Raw genomic sequence first — 17,423 nt, 5'->3', positions numbered from 1 at the left:
CTGATTGCTCATAAACCTGGCCGTCTGATCCTATCGCACGATGTTTACAAGGATTATATGGTGTGGCTTGAGCGCGTTGATGGCTTGCCGCGCATTGTCGTCCATCGTTTCATCGATGGTATTTCACATAGCATTGAATTTGATGAAGAAGCCTATAGCCTCGGTATAGCCGCAGGGTTTGAATATAACACCACAACCATCCGGTTCACGTATTCTTCCATGACAACACCAAGCGAGGTATATGACTATGACCTTGCTACGCGCGATAGAGTGCTGCGCAAGCGGCAGGAAGTGCCATCTGGTCACGATGCTTCTGAGTACATTACGCGCCGCCTGATGGCTCCTTCACATGATGGCACACTGGTTCCGGTTTCTCTGCTCTATAAACGATCGACAGTTCTGGATGGAAGTGCTCCTTGCCTGCTTTACGGTTATGGGTCCTATGGCCTTTCAATTCCTGCCAGCTTCTCCACCAATGCCCTGTCGCTTGTTGATCGCGGATTTGTTTATGCGATTGCGCACATTCGTGGTGGCAAAGACAAGGGCTATGCCTGGTACAAGAACGGGCGTCGTGAATTCAAGAAGAACACCTTTTATGACTTCATCGCAGCCTCGAAGTTCCTGGCTAACGAAGGCTTCACCGCTCACAACAGGATCGTTGCGCACGGCGGCTCTGCCGGTGGCATGCTGATGGGTGCATGTGCAAACATGGCACCTGAGGCTTTTGCTGCAATGATTGCTGAAGTGCCATTTGTGGACGTGCTAACCACTATGCTCGACGATACGTTGCCGCTGACCCCTATTGAATGGCCGGAATGGGGAGATCCGATCCGCGATAAGAGCGCGTATGGGTATATCGCCTCCTATTCTCCCATCGACAATGTGGAAGCGAAAGACTATCCGGCGATCTTCGCACTTGGCGGCCTGACTGATCCGCGCGTTACCTATTGGGAGCCTGCCAAATGGGTTGCAACACTGCGTGAGAAGAAGGCCAATGATAGTCTGGTGATGCTACGCACCAACATGGATGCCGGCCACGGTGGCGCATCTGGTCGTTTCGATCGCCTGAAAGAGGTCGCCTTGGTCTATGCCTTTGCCTTAAAGCAGACCGGCAAGGCCTAATCTAACTTCACTAAGTAATGTAAAAAGGCGCCTCAAACGGGCGTCTTTTTTATTTAATATAGCTGCAAGTTTGCCTTAACCTTATTCTCAGTTCAAAAACTCCGTTAAGAATACTGGAACCAACATAGGACTAAGATTATTTGGTCGAATGAGGAGCTTTAACTCCTCTTGGCGCTCAATGTTAAAGACATAAACAACAAAAAAAGTCTGGAACATCCTGTGCGTGCCACTCTGGTTATCTTGCTTCTTATTCTTATGCTGCCTGTGTCATCAATCGCTCAGGTCAACAACAAGCTTTATCCGTTCAATCATCTGATCCCGAATGACTTGCGGTCGGCGCCGCGGATTTATGGGTCGCAATATGATTGTCGGATCAGGGTGAAAGAGGATGGGGCGGAGAATGTTTATCAGGCGTTTGTGACCGGGTACTTCAGCGATCCCAGCCGCAATATCTCCAGCGTTGCCTGTTTTCGGACAATGAAGAAGTGTCAGGCTTATCTGAATTTCATGCGTGGGTATTTGGAGCTTACGCGCAGTGCCAGTTGCCAGCATGGGTATTACAAAGGACTTTTTGGCTGGTTTTAAAATACACTTTTGACAGAAGAGGCCGATAAGGCCCGAAAGCGTTGATTAAATGAAGACAATTGCCCCACTCGCCTGCTTTGCAGCAGCGTCTCTATTTCTGGTCAGCTGCAGTCAACCACCAAGCACCAATTATCTGGAACGGCAACTGATCCCTCGTACAGGGCCAATCATGCCGCGCGTGAAAGGCACTCAGTATGATTGTTCCATTGCGACTGCTGAACATGGCGCGTCCAATATCTGGCAAGCAAATGTTGGTGGGCGCGTTTTGAGTGATAATCAGCCCTATAACGTCTCAACCGAGGCTTGCTTCACAACTCAGAGTGAGTGCGAAGCATTCCTCTATCTGATGAACGGGGTCTTAGACCAGATCATCACATCCCGTTGCCAGCTTGGATATGAAAAAGGCTTCTTCGCCAAACTGTTCGGATCTTGAACTACTTAAAGTTGATCGATAGTTCTGCGGTTTTTGCATAGGATTGGCAGGTCAGAATTGCCCCTTTGGCGACTTCAGAGTCTTCCAAAGCCATTCTGGCCTTCATGTTCACCGCACCGCTCTTGATCTGAGCCCGGCATGCTCCGCAGATTCCTGACTGGCAGGAATAAGGTGGCTCCAAGCCCGCTGCCCGGACAGCATTCATAATCGACTGCCCTTTTGCAACTTCCAGCTCAATGGTCTCGCCGTAGTAGTCGAGCTTCAGCAGAGCTGGCACGCTGGCCACGTCTTTTGGCGTATCAAGGTTCCCGCCAAAACTCTCCGCATGGATACGATCTGTCGGAACATCGCAGTTTCGAAGGGCCTTGCGCACATCTGCGTTCATGGTACCGGGACCGCAAATAAAGTATTGCGTATTCTGAGCAACTGGGCGGCATCCAGACAAATACTCCAAGGCCACATCTTTGGTTATCCGGCCAGATTTCCATGGTGAGAACATAGACCACAAGGATGGTTTGGATAGAATATGCCTGACTTCCAACTGAGACGGGAAGCGCTCTGCCAACAGCTCCAATTGTTCCTTAAAGATGATGTCATCAGCTGTCCGGTTCGCATAGAGCAAGAACAGTTTTGAACGTGGTTCTCTTTCCAATGCAGCTTCAATCATTGCGACAGCCGGCGTAATTCCGCTGCCACCGGCAAAGAAGTAGAGCGTTCTTTGCTGGTCTTTTAGAGGCTCAAGCGTGAAACCTCCGAAGGGTGGCATCACATTTAGCTGCTGACCTGCCTTCACCTTTGTGCAGAGGAACTTGGAGACAATGCCATTTGGATTGGATTTGACCGTGATCTGTAGTGCGTTGCCGTGACTGGGGGCCGCTGAAATCGTGAAGGGACGACGCACTTTCTCACCATTTGCATCCAGCTCAATGGTGATGTGTTGTCCTGGCTTCCAGAAAAACTCCTCCTTCAGCTCTGCAGGGACGTCAAATCGGATGGTTTTCGCGTACTTTGTTTCAGAGATAACCTCTGAAACCCTCAGTGAATAAACGATATTTCTCACGATCTGCGCTCCACCCATTCAGCCACGACACGCTGATGATCGCGAACGGGCTTTTCACCGTGTTTGGAGGACGGGCCGTGTTCAAAGAAGGGACTCTGCAGGGACTTCTGCTGCTGTTCGCAGGCGTAAATATCTTCCTGCATAAAGTCACCAGACGACATCGGATCTGCTTTCGGGTCTTCGTTGTATTTGGCACCCAGATGCTTATCCCAGAAGGAGGCTGATGCCATGGCCGCTTTTGTGAAGGCCCAAGTGGATTCATTCGCCACACGGGTCCGTATCTCAACTACGGATCTGTCCGGGGCGATTGGCGTTATATGGAAGGTGGACCATGAATTCTCAGATTCACCTAATCCAATCCCCGGAAACAACATTGGCACCCAGGCTCCCATCTTGTCTTTCGGGATACCCGGAATGAGTGGCATTGGTGTGACCTTTTCCACTTCAGCTGCATAGAAATCTGCAAGGGGCTCCCAGAAGGCGAAGTGTGGGCCGATGAACTCACACTCAATCTTTGAGTGGTCATACATGTTGAGCGTATGAGAATGCAGGTGTGACAGATGATACCCGTCGATGTAGTTCTCGACGATAATTTTCCAATTGGCCTTGATCTCATGCTTTGAGTAGCCCTCTTCCGTCTCAATTAATCCAGCTGGATCATATGGCGCAAGATATGGCTCTACCTCTCCAAACCAATTTATGATTGATGGAGCATTTTCATCTGGGTGAACCCAGAGCATTCCGCGCCAGATATCGACAGACGCCTTTTTCAAACCATTGCAAGACAAATCGATACCGGGAAACTCTTTTTCTTGTTCCGGGACAGAAATCAGGTTGCCTTCAAGGTCATAAGTCCAATCATGGTATGGGCATGTGATCGCCTTTTGCGTCTTGCCTTCAGCTCGCAAAAGCTGGGTGCCTCTGTGGCGGCAGATGTTGTGAAACGCACGCAAGCGATGATCACGACCCATTACGATAAAGATATTGTTCAAACCAGCCTGAACGGAAATGTATTGGCCAGGTTCAGTTATGTCCTCCTGAAAGCCAGCCAGTGACCAGGTTTTGGAGAAGATTTCGGCCTGCTCTCGATCAAACCATTCTTGCGAGGTGTAGGCCTCTTTGGGGAGAACGGGCATACCGTTGTTATGAGTAGACATGGGGAACGCCTCCTAGCTTCATTATTAGATCTGCGAGGATGAGATAGAGCGAAAGCGTCGCCCACAGGATGATCGTGATCCAGAACAGGAACGGGTTATCACCACGAGTGAGAGTTTCGACAACATAGACGGATTGGCTCCGCCACGCTCTAACTGTCCAGAGGAGGAATAGTGCACCCCAGACCCACTGCCAGCCGTAGTAAAGCGAGGCAGCAATCAGGATCAGAGCAAAAATGGTTCGCCACTTGCCGTAGCTGATTATCTTTCTAAGGAGCTCTTTGAGTACCTGCATTATCTTCCAAGGACCTCAGCAGCAGCAATGCTGCATTTTTTGCATAACGCCTCCACGCGTGTGGCGGCTTGAGGGGAGCCAAGGAATCAACGTTGAAGTAGAGTGCCACGATGCCATGGGCAACGGTTTCGGCGGCTTCACTCTCCACTTCAGGAAAGTCTCGTTTAATTGCCTCGACGACAACTGCTGTAAAATCACCAACCCATTTCAGAAGAGCTTTTGCCTCAGCAGGAAACCTGTCTGCTGCTGCAACAATGGATTGGAACACCATCATCTCAGCTGGATCAGAGTGGCCGTGATCATCAAACAGATGATCAACGGCAGTGTAGGAACCACGTTTTGCTGGCAATGCGTTTGCGAACATTGTCGTCAACTCACCAAAGCCTGACAGAACATGGGTTACAACAGCGTTTATTATCTCTTCCCGATTACCGGCATGGTGCCTGATAAGCGGTCGTTTCAGCCCGGTTTCTTCAGCAATGCGTTCCAGCGTCACGCCTTCCAAACCATATTGAGCAACGCATTTCGCAGCAGCTTCAACGATTTCATTTAGTCTGGCGGATTGAACACTAGGACGCGGCATGGGTATGTGCTTTCACTCATCGGACACGAGTAGAGATAGGCTTCAAACAATTAACTGTCAATAGTGACAATTTAAAAAATCAAAGCCATCGAGACAAAAAAGGCGGCACGAGGCCGCCTTGATTATAATCTGTCTTTGGGATTAAACAGCTGCAGAGTACAGCTCTTCCACGTATTCCCAGTTGATCAGGTTATCAACGAATGCTTCCAGGTACTTAGGACGCGCGTTGCGGTAGTCGATGTAGTAGGAATGTTCCCATACGTCGCAGCCAAGAATTGGGGTTGCGCCGTGTACGATTGGGTTTTCACCGTTAGGTGTTTTCATCACCACGAGCTTGCCGTCTTTAACAGCCAGCCATGCCCAACCGGAACCAAACTGGGTTACACCAGCGTTGATGAAGTCAGCGCGGAACTTGTCGAAACCACCGAGATCTTCGTCAAACTTTTTAGCCAGAACGCCCGGCAGAGAAGAACCGCCGCCATTTGGCTTCATCCATTTCCAGAAGTGCAGGTGGTTAAGGTGCTGACCAGCGTTGTTGAACAGGCCTGCATTGGTGCCGTAGCTTTCCTTGACGATCTCTTCAAGGCTTTTGCCTTCAAGACCAGAACCTTCGAGCAGCTTGTTGCCGTTGGTTACGTAAGCCATATGGTGCTTGTCATGGTGGAACTCGAGAGTTTCAGCAGACATATAAGGGGCCAGAGCGTCGTATGCGTATGGCAGGTCTTCAAGAGCAAAAGACATGGTATACCTCCATGGGAAAGGAAATTTTGGGCGCAGTACTTTTCAGTTTTACAACCGAGCAGCGCTGCAACTCATGGTGCAAAATAGTGATGTTTTTCCGTATGAGCAACGGGTGAAGAGCATAATTTGCAAATATTTTTCTTGTTTTTTTGTAAGTAGAACTTCTAAGTTGGAAATTACAGGAGCTGTGAGGTCACATTATTGGCTGTATTCTGCGGCTTGTAAGGAATCAATTTGTGTCAGATGCCTCCGAAAAACTCATGAAAACATCCACTACGACCGAAAAAGACCAGTTTGCAGTCCTTTCTGCGGTGGGTGGCTGCCTTGCTATGGCTGCAGTCATGGGTATCGGAAGATTTGTCTATACTCCGGTTCTGCCGTTCATGTTGCAGGACGGAACTTTGAATGAAGTCAACGCAGGATTTGTCGCCTCCTCCAATTATCTTGGTTATCTGCTCGGAGCACTGCTGGCAGCTCGCGCTCCCCTACCCGGCGGTCCCTATCGTATCTTCATGATCGCGTTGATCACGAGCACTGTAGTCACCTTTTTCATGGCGTTTAGTCTTGGCGTCTACTGGTTTGTTGTCATTCGCTTTCTAGCTGGGCTGGCAAGCGCTTATGCATTTGTTTTGGTCGCAAATATAGTCATGCAACGGCTGGCTGAGACCCGTAGCCTTCATCTCTTTCCGATCCATTTCACTGGAGTTGGTATCGGCATTGCAGGTTCGTCCCTTATGATTGAATGGCTCGGCACAAGCTTAGAAAGTTCATCACAGCTTTGGATCGCAAGCGGTGCGCTCAGTCTTCTGCTTTCGTTGTGCGTGCCGTTTCTTCTTCCTCCACGAAAAGAGCTTGCTCCTCAAGCAGCTTCTCACGCCACCCAAACGAAGACCACGACCAAGCCACTGAACCTGAGCGCGTGGCGATTGATCTTTTCTTACGGCTGCTTCGGTTTTGGCTACGTCATCACCGCCACATTCCTCGGCGCACTGGCTAGTTCGACGCCTGAGCTGGCGCCAATGAAATCCCTTGGCTGGCTGCTGGTTGGACTTGCGATCATCCCTTCCGTCTTCTTTTGGGAGAAGCTGGCAGTCCGTATCGGTTATGGCCGTGCAATTGCTGTCGCCTGCACACTTGAAGCCATTGGCGTGGCTTTGAGTGTTCTGGCGCCGACTATCGCCGGGCTTTCAGCAGCTGCAATCCTGTTGGGTGGGACGTTTGTTGGCATTACATCGATCGGGCTTGTTGAGGCGCGTCGTCTTGCAAGTTCTAACCCTCGCCAAATTGTCGGCCTGATGACCGCTGCCTTCGGTTTAGGCCAGATGTTTGGCCCGAGCTTTGCCGGTTATCTCTATGAGCTGAACGGCGACTTTTTACTCGCCTCGCTTGTGGCTGCTGGTGCTCTCATTCTTGCTGCTTTGCTCACGATCCAGCGTTTCACACCGGCATAAAAAAGGGAGGCAACAACCTCCCTTTAAAACAACCAATCCCTATGGGGTTATGCAGGCACTTTAGCGTGCGCAAACTCCCAATAGAGTTCTCTTGCTTTGGCAGCAACAGGACCATGATCCATTGTGCGATCTTCTAGTTTGTGGACTGGAACCACCTTGCCGTAGTTGCCGGTTGAGAAGATCTCATCAGCCTCAAGGAAGTCCTTAAAGGTCAGCGTTGTTTCATGCACATTATAGCCAGCACTGCTGAGCAGTTTGATAATGCGCTGGCGGGTGATGCCATTCAGGAAAGTGCCATTCCAATAAGGGGTGAGCACCTCACCATCCTTGACCATGAAGATGTTGGCTGAGGTCAGCTCTGCAACATTGCCCAGAGCATCCAGCATGATCGCATTGTCAAAGCCACGGGACTTTGCTTCACGCGATGCTCGCGCATTGTTTGGGTACAAGCAGCCAGCTTTCGCATTCACTGGCATGGATTCCATTGTTGGCCGGCGGAATGGAGACAATGTCAGGCTGTTGGAAGCACCTTTGGGCGGCATTGGAGCTTCAAACAGGCACATGCAGAAACGAGTAGATTCCGGATCACCGTCAATGATGCCAGGACCATCGTGTTCAGCCCAGTACATCGGACGGATGTAAACTGCTTCGTCCGCTTCAAACTTGGTCATGCCTTCTGTCGCGAGTTCAACCATCTCTTCAAAGCGCATGGTTGGTTTCATACCAAGGTTTACGGCAGACCGGTTCAGGCGTTCACAATGCAAGTCAAGGTCAGGCATAACGCCTTCAAATCCACGGGCACCATCAAATACGTTCGAACCCAACCAAAAAGAATGCGTACGCGGACCGATCAGTGGCGGATTACCCTCGTACCATTTGCCTTCAACCCATGTCCGAGTCTTCGACATTTCGGCCATAATTAATCTCTCCTCAAAAGTCGGCTTATGAGCCTGAAAGGCCCCGCCCAATTATCTATTGTCAGTCGACCTGAGAATTCAAATGGGGTCAACCATACTCTCGACAAAGAAGACAAAGCACCAAGGTGCGGTCATCACGCCCAACACAAACGTGCTCAAAGTTATATCCCGCAGTTATTTTAGCTCTGAAGCGCAACTAAATGTCACTGCACGCGAATAAATGGTGAGAAAACGCAATTAGATTGCGACTTGTGACTTGCATGTGGTTTTCAGGCCTGACGCCTCTTCTTTGTTCTTTTGCACAGTTTTAACGCAATCGTGTTTTGAGGACTTTTGAGATTGCCGCAACCTTCGTGAGAGCTGGCTAAAGATTCTGGCCGTGTTTTGTGCGTGTATGAGCAATTTTGGAGTGAAATGTTGTTTTCATGGAACAATTGTTAAATTTTTGCGCCCAAAGCATAGGGGGCACGTATTTACCATGCCTTGACGAACACGCATGACATCGCTTTCTTAGAGGTATTGGAATTTGCCAATCTTGACGCTTGGTGCAAAGCCGGAGAGCAGAGATGAGCCACTCAGTTTATGTTTTTGATGCCTATGGAACTCTTTTTGACGTGCATGCTGCCGCCAGAAAACACATGGGTGCTGTGGGTCCTGAAGGCAAAAAGCTCTCATCCATCTGGCGTGAGAAGCAGCTGGAATACTCCTGGGTTCGTTCTCTTATGGGGCAGTATGTAGATTTCTGGGAGCTGACAGTTCAGGCTCTGGACACTGCATTTGCGCTTGTACCAGAAGCAAACAAGAGCGCACGCGATGAGCTGTTGGCCGCTTACTGGGAATTAGATTGCTATCCAGAAGTTCCTCAGCTGCTGAAAGATCTGCGTGAACGTGGTTCCAAGCTTGCGATCCTGTCAAACGCTCCTATGAAAATGATGGATGGCGCTCTTAAAAACGCTGGTATCACGGATTCTTTTGACGAGGTCTTCTCGGTTGATCCGGTGCAAACCTACAAGCCGCATCCAGATGTTTATGATCTTGTGACTACTCATTTCCGTATGTATCCAGAAGCGATTTCATTCCAGTCCAGCAACCGCTGGGATATCGCAGGTGCAACAAAGTACGGTATGCGGACGGTCTGGATCAATCGCTCTCAGATGCCAGATGAATATGCAGACCTGGCGCCATCGGCTGTTTTGAAAGACCTGAGCGGGCTTCCTGCGCTGGGTTGAACCTTGAGTGCACCTGACTCTGAATTGACATAAACCTCCTTACAGGCCTATTTTCTGTGGCCATCTGCGCTCAAACTCAGCTGGCTCAGCGAATAAACTTGCTCTTAGCCCGTGCACGTTTCATATTTGTGGCGGCTTTGAGGCCAGAACCTATTTCAGAGTAGAAGCAATCGGCGTTACTTAGACTTCATGTTTCATGGATTTAAAAGTGGAGGCAAAGGCCACAAGCTTGTGAGCCTGGTTGCATTGGGTTTGGGCGCCGTCTGTTTCGGAAGCATCCCGTATTTTGCAAAGATTGGCTTTGCCGCCGGCATCTCACCTGGCGCAGCAGTTCTCTTGCGTTACATTCTGCCAGCCGTGTTGCTTGCTCCCTACCTGCCACAAGCGCTTAAGTCCGGCCCAAGCAGCCGACATTATGTGCTGTTTGGTATGATTACGGGTCTTGGGGCATGGAGCTATTTTTATGCTCTGAGCATGCTACCGATCTATCTGGCAGCTAGTCTGTTCTTCTCCTATCCTGCGCTTCTGGTGATACTAAGAGCTCTTGGCGGCGAAAAATTGAGAAGCAGTGACAAGCTCACGCTTGGACTGGTGTTTGGCGCACTGCTGATCATCATTGCCTCAACACCTCTGCCTGATGTGGATTTTATCGCCGTTGCAATCGGATTGATTGGGCCATTGTGCTATGGCGGTTTGCAGATGGTTAGCCGTAAAACGCCGAGTTACCTGCCTTCTTTGTCCATTGCCGCCTGTATTTTTGCCGGGGCGGTTTTGACAGCAGTTCCTTTTGCTCTTGTCGAACTCAAGGTGTGGCATGGTGAAGGTTCCATGCCGAGTACCCTGCCAATTCTAGGACTGGCACTGATTGCAGGATTGTTGCCGCAGCTTTTGCTTGCCTATGGAAGTTCTGACAAGTCTGGCAGGAAAACGGCCTATACCACCGGTTTCATTGAGTTCGGACTGGCGATCCTGACAGGGTATTGGGTTTTTGCTGAACCTTTAGGTATTGGGCAGGCCGTTGGCTTCGTCTTTTTGCTGGCTGCGCTTTACCTGACAAACGAACCTTCTCGCCTTCCACGGTATCTGCAGGACTAAAGCATGCTGCGCTTATTTTCATTCGCACATCATGCTTTAATCAAGTGATATTCAGTCCTGCAGAGTGTCAAACCATCAAGTTTCAGCGCGCGTGATCCACTTATGGCCGATCGGCGCCTGATAGTTTTCAATCTGATCCAGCAGCTGGGTCGGATTGTCACCAACCAACAGCATCTCACGGTGTGTTTTCTTCATGAACGCTTCTTCTTCCATGAAGTCCAGAAATGCCAGCATGCGCCCGTAAAAACCGTTTGCGTTGTATAGACCGCATGGCTTGTTGTGATAGCCGAGCTGTCCCCATGTCCAGACCTCAAAGAGTTCTTCCATGGTGCCTATGCCGCCTGGCAGTGCCACAAACGCATCAGACAGATCAGCCATCATCGCTTTACGCTCGTGCATAGAGCCGACAATGTGGAGATCCGTCAGAGATCTGTGTGCCAGTTCTTTTGCTGCAAGTGCTTCTGGCAAGACACCAACGACTTCGCCGCCGGCTTCTAGCGCAGCATTTGCAACGACACCCATCAATCCAACTTCAGCACCGCCATAAACGAGACGATTGCCACGCTTTGCAATTTCGGTGCCCAAAACACGGGCAGCAGCTTCATATTCCGGACGTTTCCCGATTAATGATCCGCAAAACACGCAGATAGATGCCATTTCAATTCTCCAGTCGGCTGAGCCCAAAATACAACTTCAATTCAAACATGCTAGCTCTGAACTAAACAGTCCAGAGCCAGAAATTTTCAATGGCTTACTACTTCGCCAGCTCTTCCAGAACACGCGCCCAGGAACGGATGCCCTTGTGGAAGCTCTTTAGCTCGTACTTTTCGTTTGGTGAGTGGATCTGGTCTTCATCCAGACCGAAGCCGATCAGCAGGCTGTCCATGTCGAGCGTACGCTTGAAGCTGCCAACAATCGGAATGGAACCACCGCAGCCAACCAAAGCCGCTGGCTTGTCCCACTCAGCAGTGAGCGCAGCGCGGCCTTTGGTCAGAGCTGGTGCATCAAAGTCCATGCGCAGCGCACGATCGCCGCCATGCGGGTGCAATTCCAGCTCAAAATCCGCCGGAGTTTTGGACTTGAGGTAAGAGTGGAATGCAGCTCTGATTTTCTCAGGATCCTGATCGCCTACCAGACGGAAGGAGATTTTTGCGTGTGCTTCTGCAGGGATAACCGTTTTGAAGCCGGCACCGGTGTACCCGCCCCACAAGCCGTTTACCTCACAGGTCGGGCGTGCCCAGATCTGCTCCAAGCCAGAGCGGTCTTTTTCCCCGCCAAGATCTTTCAGGCCGATACCACCGAGGAACTCCTCAGTAGAGAAGCCAAGATTGTCCCACATTTCTTTGACGTCTTCCGGCAGCTCCAGAACGCCATCGTAGAACCCAGGAAGCGTGATGCGTCCGTTTTCATCGCGCAGACCAGCAACCATATCAGAAAGGACGTGAAGCGGGTTGCGTGCTGCGCCCCCATACATACCAGAGTGAAGGTCTTTGCTTGGGCCCTTCAGGGTGATGTCTTCACCAACCAAACCACGCAGCATGACGGAGATTGCAGGAGTATCTTTGTCCCACATGGAGGTATCACAAACGAGTGCCAGATCCTTAGACAACTCTTCTTTGTTTGCATCCAGGAATGGCTGAAGGGATGGAGAACCGCTTTCTTCCTCACCTTCGAGCAGAACAGAGATGTTGATCGGAACATCACCAGATTCTTCAACCCAGGCGCGGACAGCTTCAACAAAGGTCATCAACTGGCCTTTGTCATCATTTGCCCCACGAGCGACGATCATTTTAGAGCCGTCTTCACGGGTAACAATCTGCGGATCAAACGGGTCTGCGTTCCAAAGCTCAATCGGATCGACTGGCTGCACATCATAGTGACCATAAAACAGAACGTGTGGGCCCGGCTTTCCATCAGCAACACGATGCCCAACAACCATTGGATGGCCAGTGGTGTCTCTGACCTCTGAAGGAATGCCAATTGCAGTCAGTTCTTTAGCCATCCATTCCGCTGCTTCGCGGCAATCCCCTTTATATTCAGGATCAGTAGAAATGCTTTTGATGCGCAGGAGGTCAAACAACCGATCGAGACTTTGATCCAAATTTTGGTCAATACGATCAAGGACTTTGTCGAGATTCGACATGGTTCATTCCTTTGTAGTGCAGGCTCGTGTGTATCACCTGTAAGATGGGATAGGACGCAGGTCACTGCGTAGATATGAGGCTGTTAGAAGCTCTAACATAATTTCCAAAGTCAAAGCTACGGCTTTGCCTTGGTAACCACTTGTAATTCCGCTGCACTGTTTAAGCGGGTCGGTTAAACTCTTTTAAGGTGCGTGAGCGATACTTTGTACAACGAAGGCACGTAAGAGGCCATGCGATACGGAATTTGAAGGAGACACACGGGATTAGGCCTGTTTTTTAGTGATGGTAACACAGAGTTGCTCTGCGCCTGTTTCGTTGTCTCTAACATTGCACCCAATGATCACTATATTAGATTCATTAGGGGACAGGAGATTACAATGCACGTACTTGTTGATCGCATTACCGAAAGAACCGGACTGGATCCTGAGAAGGCTCAACCTGCTGTTGGGATTATGTTGAACTTCATCGCCAAAAACAGCAGTAAAGAAGAAGTCGAGGCATTGCTTGAGGCCTTCCCTGCTGCAGAGGGATTTCTTGCAATCGATGAAGCCACTGAGAACAAGGGGCTTCTGGGCGGCCTTGCCAGCAAAATGAATGCTAGTGTCGGCGTATTGGCTGCCTTAAATGAGATGACCAGCCTTGGCCTCTCAGTTGAAGAAATTCAACAGGTCGCGAAAGAAACCGTTCAATATACCCGCGAAAAAGTCGGTCCAGAAATGACAGATGAAATTGTCGCCCGAGTGCCAGGACTTGCTGAAATTACATAGAAGCCTCTTGTGAGGTTCATCAGTCCTCACAAGTATGCGCCTTTGCATATAATTCAATCACGCAAAAAGCAGACGCATTTGAAATGAGCCTGCTTTTCACCAGTACTGAGAGAACGTTTTGGTCAGATTTTAATCTGCCCGTAACGCAATGCCTCAACCACAGTGTGGGTCTTATTTGATGCATTGAGCTTGGCACTTGCGTTTTGCAGGTGCGCATGAACCGTTCTTTGTGAAATCTCCAGAAGTTCTGCAATCTCATGGGCAGTTTTGCCCAGCGCAGTCAGTTCCAGAACACGACGTTCACGTGCAGACAGATCTCCTGGTCTTTGATCAGAGATCACACCCAGCTCAAACAAGCGCCGGAACGCTGCTGAGCACACAATTTCCAGTGATGCCAGATCATAAGGTTCAGCGGCAATTTGATGCCCTGCACCAACCACCATTGCCTGGAACGGATGAAGAGCATCCACCGGGATCACCATGACCCGCGCACCTTCACCAATTGCTGCAAAGAGCTCGGAGTTGCCCGTGTCCGTGCTGGACACTGACCAGACGACCGGACGATTGCCGGATAATCCCAACATCAACGCGCTGTCACCAGCACTCAGCGTTGTCCGCTCAACACCGCCGTTTCTTTCATCAGGCCATCTGAACCTATGAACCAAACTGTCAATTGTCCTGTTTGGCATAGGTAGACCTGTGATCAGGATATGGGACGCACCCAATCGCCTTAAATAGGACTCCACAATATCCAGAACCGGTTTCGCTGCCCGTGCTTCTGAAATCGCTTTTACCTTTGCTTCGATATCTGAAGTATCGTTCATTTGCCCTGCCTTCCCGTTTCTATCCGCCTGGCACTCGCTCGGGTGCTGCTGGATTGAAGACGCACTTGCCCACCTGACATACCGAAGGCATGCCAACTAACTTTCGCAAACCGATGGTTTGCGCAGGTAAATTCGAAAACTCTTCATTTTGAATGGTTATTCAGCGCAGGACTGCATCATCGCGGAGTTATGGCAGTTGCCTTATCTCATGCTCAGAAAATAAATTGCACGCCTGTTAATCGCTGTATTTTGTAGTTTGCTGGCAATTCTTTGAGTTGCCTCGCTTCTACAAGATGTAACCATCTCTTGTATTTTGCATTACTCTTAGACCACTTGTTATTACAGCAATCTCGGCAATACCGTCATTCTCATTTTCGGAGGTAGATCAACTGACCTCCAAGTATTCAGAGTACTTGTAAATAGTGGCCCCACTGTTGCCCCAGAAACGCATTACCCCAACAGTTTAACTAGGAGCTATTTCGCAGAAACTCCGAAATATCTATAGTAAGAGTACGAAACTACTGCTTAGCTCTCGGCAATAGTAACAGCGTTACATGCCCTAGGGTCAATTGCGACAAGTTTAGGATAAATTAAGCTAATGCGAAAACTGTCCAGCCATTGTCACATCAGTAGTTCTGCAATTTACGCAGTGTTTGAGGCAGTTGTTTTCCAATCTCGTCCTAACGCATAGCTTGAAACCATCAAAGGTTCCTTCGTATAAAGTTATCAGAAGGACATGGGATGGACATGCAAAACATTGATTTTCCAAGCAATTTCCTAGAAGCGACGCACAGCGACTGGGAAGCATCTGCTCTGCGTGCCCTCAAAGGCGCGGCACTGGATGCATTAAACACACCAATTGCCGGCGGCCTTGAGAATAAGCCATTATACCAAGGGCGCACGGACAGTGCTCCACTGCAATTGAGGGAGCGCTCTCACCCTTGGAAGATCATTCAGAGAAGTGATCATCCCATCGTTTCCGAGGCCAACGCCCAGATGCTCGAAGACCTTGAGGGCGGTGCTGACAGCATCGAGCTGGTTCTTCCTGCCTCCCCGCGTGTTCTGAGTGGCGGACTGAGTGTTCAGCGCATAGATGATATGCTGAGGCTCCTTGAGGGGGTCAAACCTGACCTGATCGATTTCCGCCTTGAATGTGGTTATGAAGGCAGCGCAACACTCGCGTTGCACGTTGAAACCTGCAAACGTCTGGGTATTGAGCCAAACCAGCTGACTGTTCATGGTGTTTCCGATCCGTTGAGTGTGTTTGTCAACTCCGGGCGGGTTCGTAACTCCTTTGAGCGGCTTGAGCTGCGTGCTCAGGATCTTGCGGGATACGCACGCAACAACGGTATTCAGGGCAGCCTCTTGCGCGGTGACGGGCGTTGCTATCACGATGCGGGTGCCAACGGCGTTCAGGAACTTGGCCTCATCCTTTCCAGCCTTCTCTATTATATGCGTACGCTGGAAAAAGGCGGTGTGCCTGCTGAGGACCTTCCAAAGCATGTTTCGGTCTGCCTGAGTGCAAGTGCTGACCAGTTCGGCACCATCATCAAAGCCCGCGCGATGCGCCAGATCTGGTCTCGTTTGCTGGATGCTGCTCAGTTGCCATCCCTGCCGCTCCATCTTCATATGGAAACCAGCTGGCGGATGATGACCAAGCGCGATCCCTGGGTGAATATGCTGCGCACAACAGTTGCCGCGTTTGCTGCCGGGATTGGCGGTGCTGACAGCGTGAGCGTTCTTCCATTTACAAGTGCTCTTGGTTTGCCGAATGCCTTCGCACGGCGCATTGCCCGAAACACGCAGCTCATTTTAATTGAAGAAAGCAATCTGGCGCAGGTGAGCGATCCTGCAGCCGGAAGTGGTTTGGTTGAAGAGCGCACTGAAGACCTTGCCAATGCAGCTTGGTCGTACTTCCAGAAGATAGAGAAAGAAGGCGGGGTGCTTGCAGCACTGGCATCTGGCGTAATTCATTCTGATGTTACGACAGCCAGACGTGAAGAGGACAAGTTGATCGCGACAGGTCGTCATCCGTTGACCGGCACAAGCGCCTTCCCTAACCTTGGCGAGCTTGATGTTGACGTGCTGAAAGCCGATGCTGACCAGATTGGTGAGATCGCAACACGCATGGACCTGCCAGAGCCAAGCACAGATGGGCAGTTGCTTGAGGCCGTCGCCAAAGCATTGACTGAGGGGGCCGGTCTTGTTGACATTCAGGCCAGCCGTAAGCAACTGGGTGACAATGATTGTCAGGCTCTGAAGCTTTCTCGTCTGGCGGCACCATTTGAGAACCTGCGGGACAAAGCCGAGGCTTTCCGAGAAACACAAGGCAACCCGCCAAAGGTCTTTTTAGCAACGCTTGGACCGGTTGCTCAGCATACTGCTCGTGCAACATTTGCGACCAACTTTTATGCGACTGGTGGGTTTGTCAGCGGGGGTGGCAAGCAGTTTGACAGCCTTGATGACATGATCTCCTGTTTCCGCATCAGCGATGCCAAGGTTGTGTGTTTGTGCTCCTCTGACAAGGTCTACGCGGAACAAGCCGTTGCCGTTTTGAAACAACTGAAAGCTGCCGGTGCTAAACGCGTTACGCTGGCCGGGCGTCCGAAGGATCTTCTTGCTGAGCTGACTGAGAATGGCCTTGATGGAACCATATACCAAGGCTGTGATATGCTTGCTGAACTGAAGACATGTTTTGAAGTGGTTGGCGTTTCGCTGGCTGATGAAGTGGAGGCAATTTGATGAGCTTGTTTCCTGACTACACCCAGATTGAATACAAAGACTGTGCCGAGTCGGCCTCCACTGACGCGCAAGCCACATGGAACACGCCAGAAGGCATTGCTGTTAAGCCTGCTTATGGTCCAGAAGATCTTAATGGTCTGACGCATCTGAACACCTGGCCAGGTCTGCCGCCCTTCATGCGCGGGCCATACCCAACCATGTATGTGCAGCAGCCATGGACTGTGCGCCAGTATGCCGGGTTCTCGACTGCGGAAGATTCCAACGCCTTCTATCGCCGCAAT

At 50.4% G+C, this 17,423-nt stretch carries 18 protein-coding genes; 9 read left to right on the top strand and 9 right to left on the bottom strand.

Annotated features, from left to right (window positions below):
- The 3 genes from PPL9_RS28350 to PPL9_RS28340 all read left to right on the top strand — a co-directional run.
- A partial coding sequence (locus tag PPL9_RS28350) for a prolyl oligopeptidase family serine peptidase (RefSeq protein ID WP_152986855.1) occupies window positions 1-1,122 on the top strand: 1,122 nt, incomplete at its 5' end.
- A 219-nt stretch (window positions 1,123-1,341) separates the two neighbouring features.
- Entirely contained in the window at window positions 1,342-1,707 is a 366-nt protein-coding gene (locus tag PPL9_RS33905; RefSeq protein ID WP_208989697.1) for a hypothetical protein, read from the top strand.
- A gap of 49 nt (window positions 1,708-1,756) precedes the next feature.
- A complete protein-coding gene (locus PPL9_RS28340) occupies window positions 1,757-2,140 on the top strand; it encodes a hypothetical protein (protein ID WP_057465863.1) in 384 nt (127 codons plus the stop codon).
- Window position 2,141: 1 nt separating this feature from the next.
- Here PPL9_RS28340 and PPL9_RS28335 read toward each other — a convergent pair whose 3' ends face one another.
- From PPL9_RS28335 to PPL9_RS28315, 5 genes are all read right to left on the bottom strand, one after another.
- Window positions 2,142-3,200 (bottom strand): ferredoxin--NADP reductase, encoded by a 1,059-nt coding sequence (locus PPL9_RS28335; protein ID WP_057465954.1) that lies wholly within the window; start codon window positions 3,198-3,200, stop codon window positions 2,142-2,144.
- Entirely contained in the window at window positions 3,197-4,357 is a 1,161-nt protein-coding gene (locus tag PPL9_RS28330; protein WP_082597154.1) for an aromatic ring-hydroxylating dioxygenase subunit alpha, read from the bottom strand. The genes PPL9_RS28335 and PPL9_RS28330 overlap by 4 nt, the downstream gene beginning before the upstream one ends.
- Complete coding sequence (locus PPL9_RS28325) at window positions 4,344-4,649, bottom strand: hypothetical protein (protein ID WP_057465862.1); 306 nt, start codon at window positions 4,647-4,649, stop codon at window positions 4,344-4,346. The genes PPL9_RS28330 and PPL9_RS28325 overlap by 14 nt, the downstream gene beginning before the upstream one ends.
- Window positions 4,624-5,232 (bottom strand): TetR/AcrR family transcriptional regulator, encoded by a 609-nt coding sequence (locus tag PPL9_RS28320; RefSeq protein ID WP_057465861.1) that lies wholly within the window; start codon window positions 5,230-5,232, stop codon window positions 4,624-4,626. Before PPL9_RS28320 ends, PPL9_RS28325 begins: the two co-directional genes overlap by 26 nt.
- 141 nt (window positions 5,233-5,373) lie before the next feature.
- Window positions 5,374-5,973, bottom strand: coding sequence for a superoxide dismutase (locus PPL9_RS28315; RefSeq protein ID WP_057465860.1), 600 nt, complete (start codon window positions 5,971-5,973; stop codon window positions 5,374-5,376).
- 260 nt (window positions 5,974-6,233) lie between these two features.
- Here PPL9_RS28315 and PPL9_RS28310 point away from each other — a divergent pair, with 260 nt between their 5' ends.
- Window positions 6,234-7,424: a YbfB/YjiJ family MFS transporter gene (locus tag PPL9_RS28310; RefSeq protein WP_208989696.1), complete on the top strand. Its 1,191-nt coding sequence runs from the start codon at window positions 6,234-6,236 to the stop codon at window positions 7,422-7,424.
- Between the two features lie 47 nt (window positions 7,425-7,471).
- Here the strand turns inward: PPL9_RS28310 and PPL9_RS28305 are convergent, their stop codons facing one another.
- Entirely contained in the window at window positions 7,472-8,341 is an 870-nt protein-coding gene (locus PPL9_RS28305; RefSeq protein ID WP_057465858.1) for a branched-chain amino acid aminotransferase, read from the bottom strand.
- Between the two features lie 566 nt (window positions 8,342-8,907).
- On the opposite strand from PPL9_RS28305, the gene PPL9_RS28300 reads away from it, so the two are divergent.
- Window positions 8,908-9,570, top strand: coding sequence for a haloacid dehalogenase type II (locus PPL9_RS28300; RefSeq protein WP_057465857.1), 663 nt, complete (start codon window positions 8,908-8,910; stop codon window positions 9,568-9,570).
- A 189-nt stretch (window positions 9,571-9,759) separates the two neighbouring features.
- Window positions 9,760-10,665 carry a DMT family transporter gene (locus tag PPL9_RS28295; RefSeq protein ID WP_057465856.1) on the top strand — a complete coding sequence of 302 codons (906 nt, stop codon included), beginning with the start codon at window positions 9,760-9,762 and terminating at the stop codon, window positions 10,663-10,665.
- Window positions 10,666-10,740: 75 nt separating this feature from the next.
- On the opposite strand, the gene PPL9_RS28290 is transcribed toward PPL9_RS28295, so the two are convergent.
- Window positions 10,741-11,322 carry a TIGR00730 family Rossman fold protein gene (locus PPL9_RS28290; RefSeq protein WP_057465855.1) on the bottom strand — a complete coding sequence of 194 codons (582 nt, stop codon included), beginning with the start codon at window positions 11,320-11,322 and terminating at the stop codon, window positions 10,741-10,743.
- Window positions 11,323-11,419: 97 nt separating this feature from the next.
- Window positions 11,420-12,808 carry a dipeptidase gene (locus tag PPL9_RS28285; protein ID WP_057465854.1) on the bottom strand — a complete coding sequence of 463 codons (1,389 nt, stop codon included), beginning with the start codon at window positions 12,806-12,808 and terminating at the stop codon, window positions 11,420-11,422.
- 378 nt (window positions 12,809-13,186) lie between these two features.
- Here PPL9_RS28285 and PPL9_RS28280 point away from each other — a divergent pair, with 378 nt between their 5' ends.
- Window positions 13,187-13,576, top strand: coding sequence for a DUF2780 domain-containing protein (locus PPL9_RS28280; protein ID WP_082597153.1), 390 nt, complete (start codon window positions 13,187-13,189; stop codon window positions 13,574-13,576).
- Window positions 13,577-13,698: 122 nt separating this feature from the next.
- Here PPL9_RS28280 and PPL9_RS34550 read toward each other — a convergent pair whose 3' ends face one another.
- Complete coding sequence (locus tag PPL9_RS34550) at window positions 13,699-14,400, bottom strand: LuxR C-terminal-related transcriptional regulator (protein WP_057465853.1); 702 nt, start codon at window positions 14,398-14,400, stop codon at window positions 13,699-13,701.
- A 747-nt stretch (window positions 14,401-15,147) separates the two neighbouring features.
- Here PPL9_RS34550 and PPL9_RS28270 point away from each other — a divergent pair.
- Both PPL9_RS28270 and PPL9_RS34545 read left to right on the top strand, forming a co-directional pair.
- Complete coding sequence (locus PPL9_RS28270) at window positions 15,148-17,142, top strand: methylmalonyl-CoA mutase family protein (protein WP_208989694.1); 1,995 nt, start codon at window positions 15,148-15,150, stop codon at window positions 17,140-17,142.
- A partial coding sequence (locus tag PPL9_RS34545; RefSeq protein WP_244273498.1) for a methylmalonyl-CoA mutase family protein occupies window positions 17,142-17,423 on the top strand: 282 nt, incomplete at its 3' end. The genes PPL9_RS28270 and PPL9_RS34545, both read left to right, overlap by 1 nt.

This window comes from Pseudovibrio sp. POLY-S9, from assembly GCF_001431305.1.
Lineage (GTDB): Bacteria > Pseudomonadota > Alphaproteobacteria > Rhizobiales > Stappiaceae > Pseudovibrio.
The sequence above is the reverse complement of the archived record's forward strand: the minus strand, read 5'-3'. Positions and strand labels throughout refer to the sequence as shown.

Excerpts from the sequence above, each read along its gene's own strand:
- PPL9_RS28285 (WP_057465854.1), bottom strand. The coding sequence starts at position 12,808 with ATGTCGAATCTCGACAAAGTCCTTGATCGTATTGACCAAAATTTGGAT.
- PPL9_RS28290 (WP_057465855.1), bottom strand. The coding sequence starts at position 11,322 with ATGGCATCTATCTGCGTGTTTTGCGGATCATTAATCGGGAAACGTCCG.
- PPL9_RS28330 (WP_082597154.1), bottom strand. The coding sequence starts at position 4,357 with ATGTCTACTCATAACAACGGTATGCCCGTTCTCCCCAAAGAGGCCTAC.
- PPL9_RS34550 (WP_057465853.1), bottom strand. The coding sequence starts at position 14,400 with ATGAACGATACTTCAGATATCGAAGCAAAGGTAAAAGCGATTTCAGAA.
- PPL9_RS28305 (WP_057465858.1), bottom strand. The coding sequence starts at position 8,341 with ATGGCCGAAATGTCGAAGACTCGGACATGGGTTGAAGGCAAATGGTAC.
- PPL9_RS28310 (WP_208989696.1), top strand. The coding sequence starts at position 6,234 with ATGAAAACATCCACTACGACCGAAAAAGACCAGTTTGCAGTCCTTTCT.
- PPL9_RS28280 (WP_082597153.1), top strand. The coding sequence starts at position 13,187 with ATGCACGTACTTGTTGATCGCATTACCGAAAGAACCGGACTGGATCCT.
- PPL9_RS28295 (WP_057465856.1), top strand. The coding sequence starts at position 9,760 with ATGTTTCATGGATTTAAAAGTGGAGGCAAAGGCCACAAGCTTGTGAGC.
- PPL9_RS28300 (WP_057465857.1), top strand. The coding sequence starts at position 8,908 with ATGAGCCACTCAGTTTATGTTTTTGATGCCTATGGAACTCTTTTTGAC.
- PPL9_RS28325 (WP_057465862.1), bottom strand. The coding sequence starts at position 4,649 with ATGCAGGTACTCAAAGAGCTCCTTAGAAAGATAATCAGCTACGGCAAG.
- PPL9_RS28270 (WP_208989694.1), top strand. The coding sequence starts at position 15,148 with ATGCAAAACATTGATTTTCCAAGCAATTTCCTAGAAGCGACGCACAGC.
- PPL9_RS28320 (WP_057465861.1), bottom strand. The coding sequence starts at position 5,232 with ATGCCGCGTCCTAGTGTTCAATCCGCCAGACTAAATGAAATCGTTGAA.
- PPL9_RS28315 (WP_057465860.1), bottom strand. The coding sequence starts at position 5,973 with ATGTCTTTTGCTCTTGAAGACCTGCCATACGCATACGACGCTCTGGCC.
- PPL9_RS28340 (WP_057465863.1), top strand. The coding sequence starts at position 1,757 with ATGAAGACAATTGCCCCACTCGCCTGCTTTGCAGCAGCGTCTCTATTT.